This is a genomic window from Streptococcus caprae (genome assembly GCF_042649745.1).
Taxonomy (GTDB): Bacteria; Bacillota; Bacilli; order Lactobacillales; family Streptococcaceae; genus Streptococcus; species Streptococcus caprae.
Window position 1 is genome coordinate 17,411 of the sequence record NZ_JBHRZV010000033.1, and the last position, 12,727, is coordinate 30,137.

A 12,727-nucleotide genomic window follows, 5' to 3' on the forward strand; every position below is an offset into this window, starting at 1 on the left:
TTTGCTTTTTCTATTCCCTTAAATATACTGACAGGACTCTCCATCCTTGTAAGCCATATCAATCATGCCGCCGCCAAGGCATTCATCCCCGTCATAAAACACAACGGCTTGGCCTGGTGTGATAGCACGTTGGGGTTCTGCAAAGAGTACCTCTGCCTTGTCACCCTTAACCTTGACAGTCACTTTACTGTCTGGTTGACGGTATCGAAATTTAGCCGTGCATTCTAGGGTAAATTCGTCTGGCATGTCCCGTGTAAAGTGAACTTGACTGGCCTGTAAAGAAGTTGACATGAGGCTCTCGTGGTAGAATCCTTGTCCGACATAGAGAATGTTTTGGGACAGGTCTTTTCCAACGACAAACCAGGGTTCATTGTCGCCACCGATTTGTCCACCAATGCCCAGACCGCCCCGTTGACCGATGGTGTAGTACATGAGTCCAGCATGCTCGCCCATATCACGTCCGTCAACCGTCATCATGCGGCCTGGCGTGGCTGGCAGATAGTTGCTCAAAAATTCTTTGAAGTTTTTCTCACCAATAAAGCAAATCCCTGTCGAATCTTTCTTTTTAGCCGTCGCAAGACCTGCCCGCTCTGCGATTTCCCGAACCTCAGTTTTTTGCAAATGGCCGAGCGGGAACATTGTTTTCTGTAGCTGTTCCTGAGAAAGCTGACTGAGGAAATAGGTCTGGTCCTTGCCATTATCCGCCCCCCGTAGCATATGAACCGTTCCGTCTGCGTCACGAGAAACTTGTGCATAGTGACCAGTCGCCACGTAGTCAGCTCCCAGGCTCATAGCATAGTCCAAAAATGCCTTGAACTTGATTTCCTTGTTGCACATGACGTCAGGATTAGGTGTCCGTCCAGCCCGGTACTCCGCCAAGAAGTACTCGAACACCCGGTCCCAATACTCTTTTTCAAAGTTGACAGAGTAGTAGGGAATGCCCAATTGGTCTGCCACCGCAGCCACATCCTTGTAGTCTTCTGTGGCTGTACAAAAGCCATTTTCATCGGTATCGTCCCAGTTTTTCATGAAGATACCAACGACGTCATAACCCTGCTCTTTTAAGAGTAGAGCTGTCACAGAGGAGTCTACTCCCCCACTCATGCCGACAACGACACGCGTTTTCGAATGATCAGTCATCTGAAAATTCTCCCATCTTTTCGTTTTTTTACGTACGATTTGAAGGTCGCCGTTCTCAAAAGTCGATTTGAAGGTCGATTTGAGGCGTATGAAGGATACGCGAACTACATTATACCACGCTAAAGCATTAAAAAGCTAGGATGAAAATTTTCAATAGGTATCCCATTTTCTAAATGTAAATTTCTGCTATAATAGAATTGTTTATAATCTGGTGACAATTCAAAATTTCACTAAGAAAATCTGCTTGAAAGAAAGAAAAACTATGCAAACCTTACGATTTCAGTCTGTCTTTGATATTATTGGACCAGTTATGATTGGACCATCTTCCAGCCACACGGCTGGAGCTGTCCGAATTGGCAAGGTTGTCCATTCAATTTTTGGGGAAGAGCCAGAATCTGTGACCTTCAGTCTTTATAATTCCTTCGCTAAAACCTATCAGGGACACGGCACGGACAAGGCTCTTGTTGCAGGAATCATGGGGATGGACACAGATAATCCAGATATTAAAAATTCTCTTGAAATTGCCCATCAAAAAGGCATTAAAATTTATTGGGAAATTCTCAAAGATTCCAACGCACCCCATCCTAATACTGTAAAAATCATGGTTCGTAAGGGCGATAAAACCATGGGAATTACAGGCGTGTCAATTGGTGGTGGAAATATCGAAGTAACTGAACTCAATGGATTCTCAGTTTCTCTTAAAATGAACACACCAACTATCATTATTGTACACCAAGACGTTCCTGGTATGATTGCACGTGTAACAGATATCCTATCTGCTCACGATATCAACATTGCTCAAATGAATGTAACCCGTGAAAGTGCCGGGCAAAAAGCCATCATGATTATCGAAGTTGACTCACGTGACTGTCAAGATTGTGTCAAGGAAATTGAATCTATTTCTCACTTACACAACGTCAACTTCTTTGACTAGAAAGGTTTACACATGTTTTACACGATAAAAGAACTAGTTGATCAAGCTGAGACTCAATTTAAAGGTAACGTTGCAGAGCTTATGTTAGCAACTGAAACTGAATTAACTGGTAGGACTCGTGAAGATAATATTACCATAATGGAACGAAATCTTGAGGTCATGCTATCTTCAGTTGACAAAGGGTTGACAAATAGTAAATCTCTCAGCGGTTTAACAGGTGGAGATGCTGTCAAGATGGATGATTATATTAAGTCTGGTAAGGGACTTTCTGACACAACTATCTTAACCGCCGTTCGAAATGCCATGGCTGTCAATGAACTCAATGCCAAGATGGGCTTAGTTTGTGCTACACCGACTGCTGGATCAGCCGGTTGCCTCCCTGCTGTGCTGTCAACAGCGACTGAAAAACTGAACCTCACCCATGAAGAGCAAGTTAACTTTCTATTTACAGCAGGGGCTTTTGGACTAGTCATTGCCAACAACGCCTCCATCTCAGGAGCAGAAGGAGGGTGTCAAGCTGAAGTCGGATCGGCCTCTGCTATGGCTGCCGCTGCATTGACTATCGCAGCTGGAGGTACTGCCTATCAGGCCAGCCAGGCCATAGCCTTTGTCATTAAAAATATGCTTGGTCTTATCTGCGATCCTGTGGCTGGCCTTGTTGAAGTCCCCTGCGTTAAACGAAATGCTCTCGGATCATCCTTTGCCTTTATCGCTGCAGATATGGCCTTAGCTGGAATCGATTCTCAAATTCCAACTGATGAGGTTATTGAGGCCATGTACCAGGTTGGTAAAGCTATGCCTACTGCCTTTAAGGAGACTGCCGAAGGGGGATTGGCAGCGACCCCAACAGGTAAGGCTCACATGAAAGCTATTTTTGGAGGATAAGATGTCAACAACTGTTTACTTTGTTAGACATGCTGAACCTAACTATCAAAATCATGATGATGCCCAGCGAGAACTGACAGAAAAAGGTCTTCAAGTCAGCATTAAGGTCACTGAGTATCTAAAAGATAAGGGTGTTCATCAAATCTATTCAAGTCCTTTTAAACGCGCAGTCGACACGATCAAACATCTTTCTGAAACCCTCAATCTTCAAATTCATCAAAAAGAGGACTTTCGAGAACGTAAAATCGACAATGTTTGGATTGAAGATTTTGACAGCTTTGTAAAGCAACAATGGCAGAATTTTGCTTATAAATTAAAGGACGGTGAATCTCTTGGAGAAGTTCAGGAACGTCAAGTCAGAGGACTCAATGAACTCCTTGTCCTCCATCCAAATGAAACTATTGTTGTAGGAAGTCATGGGACTGCTCTGTCAACCTTGATCAATTACTATTCTCCCAATTTTGGCTTACAAGAGTTTCAGAAAATTAAATCTATCTTTCCTTTTCTTGTCAAATTTACCTTTACACAACAGACTTGTCTATCTGTTACCCTAATCAATATCTTGGAGGACCCTGTTTATGAAAAATCTCTTGTTTGATTTGGACGGAACCCTTATCGACTCTAGTCCTGGTATTTTAAATGGCTTTCGCTATGCCTTTGAAAAACTTGGAATTGAACAACCATCTGTAGAAAAAATAAAAACCTTTATGGGACCACCACTTGAACAAAGTTTTCAAGAATATTTTGCTAAACCTGAAGACGTTGACAATGCTGTCAAGGTTTACAGAGAGTATTACCTTACCAAAGGCATGTATGAGGTGTCCTTCTATCCAGGTATTGAAGATTTACTCGATTGTCTAAAAACGCATCCTGTCAATCTCTTTGTTGCAACAAGCAAGAAAGAAGAAATTGCTATTGAGATGCTTGAAAACTTAAAAATTGACAACTACTTTACAGGGATTTATGGATCTACAAGTGAACGCCATAATAAATTCGCTGTTATCGAAGCTTGTTTACAAGACTATCAACTCGGTATAGAGACTAGCTACATGATTGGTGATACCAAGTATGATATGCTTGGAGGGAAAGAGGCTCAACTAACTTGTATCGGGGTAACATGGGGTTACGGCTCTCAGACTGACCTAGAATCACATGGTGCTGATATCATTTGTCACCAACCCGAAGATATTAAAAAAGCATTTGGTTTCTAAAAACCAAATGCTTTTTTACTTATTGCAAGCCCCAAGCTGATAGACCTTGAGCATTGTAGGCATTGATAGCTGCCTGAACCTGATCATCAACAGTAGCAGTAGAACCCCAACCTGGCATAGTTTGGAAAAGCCCTGAAGCACCTGAACTATTGGCTGCTGTATAATCTCCGTTTGATTCACGTGCAATGATATACTCCCAAGTTTCTTTAGAAACTCCAGTCGCTGCTGCCATTTGAGCTGCTGCCGCTGAGCCTACTTCACCCGCAGTATTACCATTTGTTAACGTGTAAGAGGTCGTTCCGCTTGTATTACCGGAATAAACGACTTGCGTATTTGTTGCTTGAACTTCTGTATAAACTTGATTGTCAACAACTGTACTTGCTTCAGTTGTTAAATTTTCATCACTAACAGCTACTTCAGTTGACTCTACAATCTGAGTTGTTGACTCAGTTGTCTGTAAAGCTTGTAATTTTTGAGCATAAGATGATTTAGACAGTTGTTTAAAAACAGAACCTGCAGAACTTACTTTTAAGGTTTTCGTAGTTTCCGCATTGGTTAAAGTCTTTGATTGACCTAACCCAATGACAAGAACAAGTCCCAAAATCAATTTAAAAACAAGCGACAAGTATTGTTTGTTTGATAGTTTAGATATAATTTTATTCATATTATCATGTTACTAATCTTTTGTTACAAATTTGTTAACTTATAATTACCAAGTTGTTGTAAACGTATTAAAAAAGGCGATAAATATTAAATTTAAAGCCTTTTTTGAGTTTTTGTTGTCCTATTCATTGACAAAATATTGACACTTTACAAATAAATTGACAGGTTTGTCAATTTATTCAAAAATAATCTAGCCTAGCCTAGTCTAGTCAAATACCTTTTAAATTAAACAAAATAATTAACTCCAGTATTAACCTATTAGTACCATCCGTTGTTATTCCAGAAGCTAAGGGCTGCTGACCAAGATCCATACCTATTTGCTACATAAGCATCCGCTACCCGCTCCTGATTTTCAGCAGAAGTATCACCATTGAGATAAGATAAAGTTAATTGATAGCGACCATAATATTGACCATTTGTAGCTGTATAGGAGCCACTCGACTCTTTTTGGGCAATGACTTCCTTAGCGGCATAGTCTGCTGCGCTATAAGTAGCCGTATATGAGCCTGTTGTCATAGTGACACTTCCATCAGCACTTGTAGAGGTTGAGTCTTCAGTTGATGTTGCAGACGAAGTAGTCGTCGTCAATCCATCAAGCTCCAAAATTTGACCAACTGAGATAAGATTAACATTGCTAATTTGATTTAACTGAGCGATGCTCTCCACCGTTGTTTGGTGTTCACTTGCAATTTTTGAAAGCGTATCTCCAGATTGAACTGTATAACTATCTGCATATGCAGCTGTTCCTAGTGAAAGTGCTGTGGCCATAATTACTCCGGCAAGGGCAAATTGTTTTTTTGATTGTGTTATAAGCATAAATGCATAAACTCCATTTCTTTCAATGATGTTGTCTATCATAGCCCTTCTCTATTACAAATAGGTTGACCTTGCGTTAAGAAGTTAACAATCCTATTTTAAAGAGATAAAGAAAACGCCTACTTATCGGCGTTTTTAGCTTTTTTTAAGGAAAAATAGCAGAGCTCCTAGCCCCATCATCATCAAAATTACTAAACTATCCTGCCATTTCCAGTTTAGAATACGATACTTGCTCCGTCCATCTCCACCCTGATAGCCCCTTGCCTCCATAGCAATCGCTAGAGCATCTGCCCGCTTAAAGCTAGAAGCAAAGAGTGGAATTAAAATCGGCACGATAGCCTTAATCCTTTGCACCAAGCCTCCCTCATCAAACTCTACTCCACGCGCCTTTTGAGCATTCATAATGCGTGTCGTATCGTCCATCAAGGTAGGTACAAAGCGGAGACTGAGAGACAGCATCAAGCCGATCTCATGAACTGGTACCTTAAGTGGCTTGAGAGGCTTCAGAAGAGACTCTACAGCATCTGAGAGACTCAGTGGCGTGGTTGTTAATGTCAGCAAGGTTGAAAAGAAGATAATCAAGACAAACCGCATAAAAACAATCCCAGCCTGTTGAAGACCCGTATCTGTCACCTGCAGCCATCCCCATGCAAAAAGTGGCGTCCCTTGTCGATTGAAGAAGAGTTGAAAGGCTGTTGTAAACAAAATCAGGCCCACCATAGGTCTTACTCCCTTAAAGAAATAAGAGAATTTTACTCCCGACAAGGTTATAGCAAGTAGGGTAAAACCAAGTAAGATAAGATTGGTTAATAGATTGTTAGCCCAAAAAATGACAAGGATAAAGAGAAACATGGCCAAAAGTTTACTACGCGGGTCCAAACGATGAATGACAGAGTTCCCTGGAATATACCTTCCTAAAATTAAACTATCCACCTTGAACCACCTCCGAAAACTCCTCTAAAGAAATTGGCAAGGCCGTCATCTCTATACCTCTTTGACGCAGATTATGAGCAAATTTAGTAATTTTAGGAACTCCAAGTTGCTTACTCTCTAAAAAGTCAACTTCTTGAAAAACATCTCTTGGCTGACCAGAGGTTACTAAACGTCCCTTTTCTAAGACGTAAACATAATCTGCAAAATCAGCCACATCATCCATCAAGTGGGTCACAAGGATAATTGTCATGCCTCCGCGATGAAGGCTCTTAAAAAGGGTCATCAGGTCCTTACGCCCTTTGGGATCTAGGCCTGCTGTCGGTTCATCCAAAACAAGATACTTAGGTTCCATGGCCAAAATACCAGCGATAGCGACCCGCCTCATTTGCCCCCCCGAAAGTTCAAAGGGATTCTTCTCAAATAAATCCTCCGAAATTCCAACCATGGTTAGTTTTTCACGCGCAATCCGTTCAGCTTCCTCAGGAGTTTTGCCAAAGTTTTTAGGTCCAAAAGCCACATCTTTCAACACCGTCTCATCAAAAAGTTGACTTTCAGGAAACTGAAATACAAGGCCCACCTTTTGGCGTACAGACTTGATATCCTTATTTTTAGACTTTGGTTCAATCATAACATCATCAACCACAACCTCGCCTCTAGAAGGAATTAATAAGCCATTCAGCAATTGCATAATTGTCGACTTACCGCTCCCTGTATGACCAATAAAAGCCGTATAAGATCCATCTACAATTTCCAAGTCAATATCAAAAAGGGCACGACCCTCAAACGGCGTCCCTGCTTGATAACTATAGCTTACCTGTTTGAGAGCAATGCCCATAATTCGTTTTCCAATTCCTTTTCTGTCAAATAATTAGCCGAAAAAGTCAGGCCATATTCTGCAAGTTTATCAATCACTTTTGAAGTAAAAGGACTTTCCAGTCCAAGGTCTAACAAGTGGTCTTCCTCTGAAAAGAGCTGACGTGGAGTCACATCTGAGACAATTTTCCCTTGCTTCATGACCAATACACGATCACTAAGTGCAACTTCATCCAAATCATGGGTGATAGAAACAATTGTCATCCCATATCGCTCACGAATTGCCTGCATGGTCTTAATCAATTCTAAACGTCCTTCTGGATCTAACATGCTGGTCGCTTCATCCAAAATAATCACTTCTGGTCGCATTGCAACAGCACCAGCAATCGCTACCCGTTGCTTTTGACCTCCAGACAAGCGGGCAGGTTCTCGTGTCATGAACTCGGTCATTCCGACCAATTCCAAGGCGTCCTTGACCCGCTCTGCCATCTCGGCGTGAGACACTCCCTTATTTTCCATCCCAAAGGCAACGTCGTCTTCAACAGTTGCCCCGACAAATTGGTTATCTGGGTTTTGAAAAACCATGCCAATCTTCTGACGCACATCCCAAACCGTATCCGGACTTAATGTAATCCCACCTACAACAATTTGTCCTGATTCTGCTGCTAAGAGACCATCAATCAAACGAACTGTCGTCGATTTGCCCGAACCATTGTGACCAATAATCGATAGCCATTCCCCATGTTTCACGTGAAACGTTACATCCTCAAGGGTGTAAGCGGGTTGTTCACTATCGTATTTAAAGTAAAGATTGGAAACATCAATCATGTTGGTCATTAGCTAAAGGTATCCTTGAATAAAAACAGTGCTCCCTTGAAATAATCGTATCCTGAGTAGAGGGTGAAAAAGAGCGAAATATAAAGCATAGCAGTACCTAAAAACGGCACATGGCAGAGCAGTAGAATGACCGCAAACATCTGAGTAGCAGTTTTAATTTTACCTAACATGGCAGCAGCAAGAACCTCACCACCAGTCTCTACCAAGAGCAACCGTAACCCAGTAACGGCTAACTCACGACAAATGACCAGAGCTGATACCCAAGCAGGTACCAAACCAAGGCCTACTAACATGATGAAGGCACTCATCACAAGCATCTTATCCGCCAATGGATCAGCAAACTTCCCAAAATTAGTCACAACCTGCCATTTTCGAGCCAAATAACCATCTAGATAGTCCGTTAAGCTGGCAACTGCAAAAATAATTGCAGCCACGATATGCCAGGCCACCCCCTCAAAGGAGGTAAGAATTAAAAATAAAGGGATCATCACAATCCTAATCAGAGTCAATAGATTAGGAATATTTTCTTTTTTTATCATTATCTTTCCTTATTCAACAACGAGCGTTACATAAGAAATTCCTGTTGTTGTTAATGCTGAAGTGTCTAATTCTTGTCCGTTAATCGTTACCTTAATGTCTGGTGTAATACCTAGGGTAAGCACTCCCTGAGTTGCACCTTCAGTTAACTTAGTTGTATAAGTTGGTGTTGTAGCGTTAAGCAAACTGCCAACTTCTCCAACATAATCATCTGTCAAAGATACCCAGCTCTCACCAGCTGTATTGGTTAATTCAAACTTAACTTCAACTGGTGTTGTCGTTTGATTCACATAAGCCGTCAGATACTCACCACCACCTTCAGTTCTGATAGTAGCTTTTGAAATTGTTGCATCTGAAACCGTAGTTTGGGTATTGGCACTATCATCTGATTGAGTCGTTGTTGTTACCTCAGTATTAGTGGCCTGCTTATTTACCCCCATAAATTGCTGATAGAAAGTGTATCCGACAAACCCTAACACAGCCAAAGCAACCAGACCTAATAGTCCTAAACCAAAATAAGATTTTTTCTTAGGTTTTGTAGTATGTTGTTCCTTACCACGACGAGAAAGTTGCGATGTTGCTGTTTCCTTAGGTACATTAAAATTAACGGTCTCCTGAGTGAGGTCAGCCTCTTCACTACTTTGGCCAGTTACATCTTCAACAATTGGAGTCTCATACAAAGGTTGAGATTCTGATTGATTTTCAAATACTACTGGTTCTTCTGAAAAGCTTAAAACAGGTTCTTCAAATTCTAATGGTGGAATCTCCATTGACTCTGAAGTCTGCCCACTATCAAAAATCGTACCTGAAGAATGAGTTAATGGAATAACTGGTTCAGAAATATCCAACTCTTCAACAGGTTCAAATAAAGGAACTGTTACCACTTCAGAATCTTGTGCTGCTGTATTTTGGGTTTGAAGTTCAGATTCCTCTGAAACTTCCTCAAGTGTCCCATAAAAAAGTTGCTGACTCTCAAAAACTTCAGAAGTATTCGTTTGTGAAGTAGATGTTTCACTCACATCGGTCGTATTTTGATGATTAACCTGATCTTCATTTTCATACAATTCTGGCGAAACCAGTCCTGATTTTTCATAAATAATTTCTGAAGGCAAATCAATAGCGTCTGCATAACTAAACAAATAAGTTTCAGTCTTGTCTTTTGGCAGTAGTTTCAATTGATCTAATTCAATCGCTAACAAATACTGGGTAGCAATCCCTGTTTGAGATTCAACATCAGAGATTTGAAGCCCTTTTGCTACACGATATTCTCTAAATAAATCTCCTAAGCTTTTTTCTATCATTCTACTTCCTCCACTGCTAAAATGAGTCCTTTCTATTATACCAAAAAAACAACAACCTGACCTAAAATCTATCTAGGAAAAATAGTAAAATCAGACATATCAGACTGTTGGAAAAAATCATTTCCCATTTGTATAATTTCAGAGAGAGTTAATTCCTGTAAAATCTCAGGAATATCATAATAAGTCTGCCCTTCCGTTGAATAAGCAACAAATTGATTGGCCAAATTATCAATAGAATCTAAAGAACGAATAAATTCACCGTAGAATTCCTTTTTAATTTCCAAAAGATGAACTTCATTTAAATCAGGACTTGTTGAAAAGTTTTTCAAGTATTGCTTAATTTGATTAACCATTGAAATAGGCTGATTAGTATCAAAAAGTAACGCAACAAATTTAAACCGTGGGCTTACTTCAACCTCGATATCAAATGAATCATTGATTTTTCCAGAATCATACCATTCTTGATAAATTTGTGAAGTCCACCCAAAAAGCATTGAAAATAGGAGTCTCAACGCAATTTTCTGTCGTAATACCTCACCCTCTTTTGGTAATGGCCCTCTAAATCCTACTGCAAGTTTAGCCATGCTAACATCCATTCGCATGGATTTACTAATTTGAACAGGTTCTAAATTCAAATGATGTTTCATCACATGAAATGATGGTTCAGTTTCCGCTATAACTTGATTTTGCATGAGAAAATGGTGCATTTTTCTCACATCAAAAGGACCAACTAATAACAAACTGAAATTTACAGGATTGTAAAAGAAGTTAACCATATCTTGTAAGTGCAACAATGTTGTCTGATTGACACTTTGTTCATCTCCTGCAATATCCTCAGATAAAGGAGTGTTGGGATAAAGACTCCTTAACAAACCACTGTATAGCTGAAAGTCAGGATCATCTTGATACATCTCAATTTCCTGTATGATAATCCCTTTTTCTTTTTCAATTGACATTTCTGTAAACTTTGGATTTACAACAAAATTTTGCAGTAAAGTTAAAGAATCTTCTAAATGATCGATCGTAGAGAAAAAATAGGACGTTTTTTCATAACTAGTGTAAGCATTACTATCCGCACCATGTTTTGTAAATAGTTGAGCTACATCAATTGAATCCTCACGTTCAAAAAGTTGATGTTCTAAAAAGTGAGCCAACCCCTTAGGATATTCTATGTGTTTGCCATCAACTGTCAATATGTTGTCAATGGATCCAAAATCAACTGTCAACATAGCGCTTGTTTCCTGAAATTCAGGCTTAGGAAGCAAGTAAACTTTCATACCATTATCAAGAACAGTAAAGTAAACTTCTTCACCTATAAAGGGATAAACTTTTTTCTTTAAGTTTCTCAATTTCACACTCCTTCTAGGAAGTAAACAGCTTGAAGCTTAACTTGATTGGCAATCGTTAAGATGTCTTCCTTAGTCACTTTTTCAATACGTTCAATCCATTCCGCAAGAGTTATCGCCTGATTTCCCATGACTAAATTACTATATTCCATTTCAATCAAACTTTTAGGATTATCAACTGATAATTTGGCGTTTGTCTTTAACATGTTTTTTGTTTGTTTTAGTAAGGTTGCAGAAAATCTTCCTTGTTTCACCGCATTAATTTGTTGCGTAATCAATTGCATCACACGCCCACGATTTTCTTTATCAATCCCCGCGTATACTCTAAACATTCCTGTAAAAATATCAAACTGACTGCCAATATTATAAGCTAAAGATTCCGATTCTCTAACATTAGTGAATAAGAGTGAATGAGAAAAAGCTCCTATCAAACCATTGAAAACAATCAAAGCAAAATGAGAATCATCACCATAGTGACGAGGGAAATAGTAACCTAATTCCAATATAGACTGATTAGCCTGAATTTGTTCAATTTTTTCTCGGGTCACGTTGACGTAGTCTTGATGATACAGAAACTCTAACTCTTTCTCACGAGGCTCAAAAGGAAATTGATGAACAAGTTGCAACATATGATAGTCATCAAAATTACCTAAAAGAAAGATATCAATTTTATCTTCAGATAGCATTCGTCTAAACTCTTGATAGGCCGTATAAGAATTTTCAGCCTCAATTGAATGTGTACTACCATATTTAGAAACCTGTAAAGCTACATCATCATAAAAAAGTTTATTCAATTCCAAATCACTATAGTAGAAATGGTCTTCCTGATCAGTTTCCAAATATTGAATTAAATTTGTTTTCTCCAAGTCAAAAGTTTTACTCTGGTATTGTTCTATCGTTGTCAATGGATTGTAAAGCACTTCATATAAAAAATCCATTATTTCTTTAAGAATATTTTCACCATTCAAGGCAAATGAATTGCCTACAAAATTAATATCAATATCTAAAATATGAACTCGGCCTCTCCTTGAAAGATGAGTGGAAAAACTCGCTCCATATAAGTTAGATAGCTTTTTTCGAAAAACTTGAGAAGTTGGATAAGTTGAATTTGCTGTCGCCATCATTTGAGCTACTAGGGCTCGCTTTGCAATTCCTTTTTCATCAAGTTCTCCTGAAAATCGAAAAGTCAGATGATTACTCTTAAATTTTTTTGTCTTAATAAAGTGTAAATTAACACCATCAACAATTCTCATAGTTTTTCCTTGTCTTTTATTTTGTCAGCCTCAATTATATCAAATAATTGGCTTATCT

At 39.4% G+C, this 12,727-nt stretch carries 14 protein-coding genes; 4 read left to right on the top strand and 10 right to left on the bottom strand.

All coding sequences use genetic code 11. The annotated features are described in order from the left end of the window. Positions 1-18: 18 nt before the first annotated feature. Positions 19-1,140 (bottom strand): tRNA 2-thiouridine(34) synthase MnmA, encoded by a 1,122-nt coding sequence (gene mnmA, locus ACFORF_RS05050; protein WP_380426093.1) that lies wholly within the window; start codon positions 1,138-1,140, stop codon positions 19-21. A gap of 262 nt (positions 1,141-1,402) precedes the next feature. Between mnmA and sdaAB the strand changes: the two genes are divergently transcribed. From sdaAB to ACFORF_RS05070, 4 genes are read left to right on the top strand one after another with little or no spacing between them, the layout of a single operon-like run. Beyond that, positions 1,403-2,074 carry an L-serine ammonia-lyase, iron-sulfur-dependent subunit beta gene (gene sdaAB / locus ACFORF_RS05055; RefSeq protein ID WP_380426095.1) on the top strand — a complete coding sequence of 224 codons (672 nt, stop codon included), beginning with the start codon at positions 1,403-1,405 and terminating at the stop codon, positions 2,072-2,074. 12 nt (positions 2,075-2,086) lie between these two features. Beyond that, complete coding sequence (gene sdaAA, locus ACFORF_RS05060; protein ID WP_380426097.1) at positions 2,087-2,959, top strand: L-serine ammonia-lyase, iron-sulfur-dependent, subunit alpha; 873 nt, start codon at positions 2,087-2,089, stop codon at positions 2,957-2,959. 1 nt (position 2,960) lies between these two features. Continuing rightward, entirely contained in the window at positions 2,961-3,557 is a 597-nt protein-coding gene (locus ACFORF_RS05065) for a histidine phosphatase family protein (protein ID WP_380426099.1), read from the top strand. Continuing rightward, a complete protein-coding gene (locus tag ACFORF_RS05070; protein ID WP_380426101.1) occupies positions 3,538-4,170 on the top strand; it encodes an HAD-IA family hydrolase in 633 nt (210 codons plus the stop codon). Before ACFORF_RS05065 ends, ACFORF_RS05070 begins: the two co-directional genes overlap by 20 nt. 19 nt (positions 4,171-4,189) lie before the next feature. On the opposite strand, the gene ACFORF_RS05075 is transcribed toward ACFORF_RS05070, so the two are convergent. The 9 genes from ACFORF_RS05075 to yfmF all read right to left on the bottom strand — a co-directional run bounded on the left by ACFORF_RS05075 (position 4,190) and on the right by yfmF (position 12,669). After that, the gene (locus ACFORF_RS05075; protein WP_380426102.1) at positions 4,190-4,834 is read right to left on the bottom strand and encodes a lytic transglycosylase domain-containing protein; all 645 of its coding nucleotides are present in this window, start codon (positions 4,832-4,834) and stop codon (positions 4,190-4,192) included. A gap of 257 nt (positions 4,835-5,091) precedes the next feature. Then, positions 5,092-5,649 carry an aggregation-promoting factor gene (apf, locus tag ACFORF_RS05080; RefSeq protein WP_380426104.1) on the bottom strand — a complete coding sequence of 186 codons (558 nt, stop codon included), beginning with the start codon at positions 5,647-5,649 and terminating at the stop codon, positions 5,092-5,094. A 135-nt stretch (positions 5,650-5,784) separates the two neighbouring features. Then, positions 5,785-6,582 carry an energy-coupling factor transporter transmembrane component T family protein gene (locus ACFORF_RS05085; RefSeq protein WP_380426106.1) on the bottom strand — a complete coding sequence of 266 codons (798 nt, stop codon included), beginning with the start codon at positions 6,580-6,582 and terminating at the stop codon, positions 5,785-5,787. Further along, positions 6,575-7,417 carry an energy-coupling factor transporter ATPase gene (locus ACFORF_RS05090; protein ID WP_380426108.1) on the bottom strand — a complete coding sequence of 281 codons (843 nt, stop codon included), beginning with the start codon at positions 7,415-7,417 and terminating at the stop codon, positions 6,575-6,577. The genes ACFORF_RS05085 and ACFORF_RS05090 overlap by 8 nt, the downstream gene beginning before the upstream one ends. Beyond that, positions 7,393-8,232, bottom strand: a complete 840-nt coding sequence (locus tag ACFORF_RS05095) for an energy-coupling factor ABC transporter ATP-binding protein (RefSeq protein ID WP_380426110.1) — start codon at positions 8,230-8,232, stop codon at positions 7,393-7,395. Before ACFORF_RS05095 ends, ACFORF_RS05090 begins: the two co-directional genes overlap by 25 nt. Next, positions 8,232-8,771, bottom strand: a complete 540-nt coding sequence (pgsA, locus tag ACFORF_RS05100; RefSeq protein ID WP_380426112.1) for a CDP-diacylglycerol--glycerol-3-phosphate 3-phosphatidyltransferase — start codon at positions 8,769-8,771, stop codon at positions 8,232-8,234. Before pgsA ends, ACFORF_RS05095 begins: the two co-directional genes overlap by 1 nt. Positions 8,772-8,780: 9 nt before the next feature. Further along, a complete protein-coding gene (locus ACFORF_RS05105) occupies positions 8,781-10,070 on the bottom strand; it encodes a helix-turn-helix domain-containing protein (protein ID WP_380426114.1) in 1,290 nt (429 codons plus the stop codon). 68 nt (positions 10,071-10,138) lie between these two features. After that, positions 10,139-11,419 (bottom strand): EF-P 5-aminopentanol modification-associated protein YfmH, encoded by a 1,281-nt coding sequence (yfmH, locus tag ACFORF_RS05110; protein WP_380426116.1) that lies wholly within the window; start codon positions 11,417-11,419, stop codon positions 10,139-10,141. A gap of 2 nt (positions 11,420-11,421) precedes the next feature. Then, complete coding sequence (gene yfmF / locus ACFORF_RS05115) at positions 11,422-12,669, bottom strand: EF-P 5-aminopentanol modification-associated protein YfmF (RefSeq protein ID WP_380426118.1); 1,248 nt, start codon at positions 12,667-12,669, stop codon at positions 11,422-11,424. Positions 12,670-12,727: the final 58 nt, after the last annotated feature.

Coding starts and splice junctions, on each gene's coding strand:
- mnmA (WP_380426093.1), bottom strand. CDS start 1,140: ATGACTGATCATTCGAAAACGCGTGTCGTTGTCGGCATGAGTGGGGGA.
- sdaAB (WP_380426095.1), top strand. CDS start 1,403: ATGCAAACCTTACGATTTCAGTCTGTCTTTGATATTATTGGACCAGTT.
- sdaAA (WP_380426097.1), top strand. CDS start 2,087: ATGTTTTACACGATAAAAGAACTAGTTGATCAAGCTGAGACTCAATTT.
- ACFORF_RS05065 (WP_380426099.1), top strand. CDS start 2,961: ATGTCAACAACTGTTTACTTTGTTAGACATGCTGAACCTAACTATCAA.
- ACFORF_RS05070 (WP_380426101.1), top strand. CDS start 3,538: ATGAAAAATCTCTTGTTTGATTTGGACGGAACCCTTATCGACTCTAGT.
- ACFORF_RS05075 (WP_380426102.1), bottom strand. CDS start 4,834: ATGAATAAAATTATATCTAAACTATCAAACAAACAATACTTGTCGCTT.
- apf (WP_380426104.1), bottom strand. CDS start 5,649: ATGCTTATAACACAATCAAAAAAACAATTTGCCCTTGCCGGAGTAATT.
- ACFORF_RS05090 (WP_380426108.1), bottom strand. CDS start 7,417: ATGGGCATTGCTCTCAAACAGGTAAGCTATAGTTATCAAGCAGGGACG.
- ACFORF_RS05095 (WP_380426110.1), bottom strand. CDS start 8,232: ATGACCAACATGATTGATGTTTCCAATCTTTACTTTAAATACGATAGT.
- pgsA (WP_380426112.1), bottom strand. CDS start 8,771: ATGATAAAAAAAGAAAATATTCCTAATCTATTGACTCTGATTAGGATT.
- ACFORF_RS05105 (WP_380426114.1), bottom strand. CDS start 10,070: ATGATAGAAAAAAGCTTAGGAGATTTATTTAGAGAATATCGTGTAGCA.
- yfmF (WP_380426118.1), bottom strand. CDS start 12,669: ATGAGAATTGTTGATGGTGTTAATTTACACTTTATTAAGACAAAAAAA.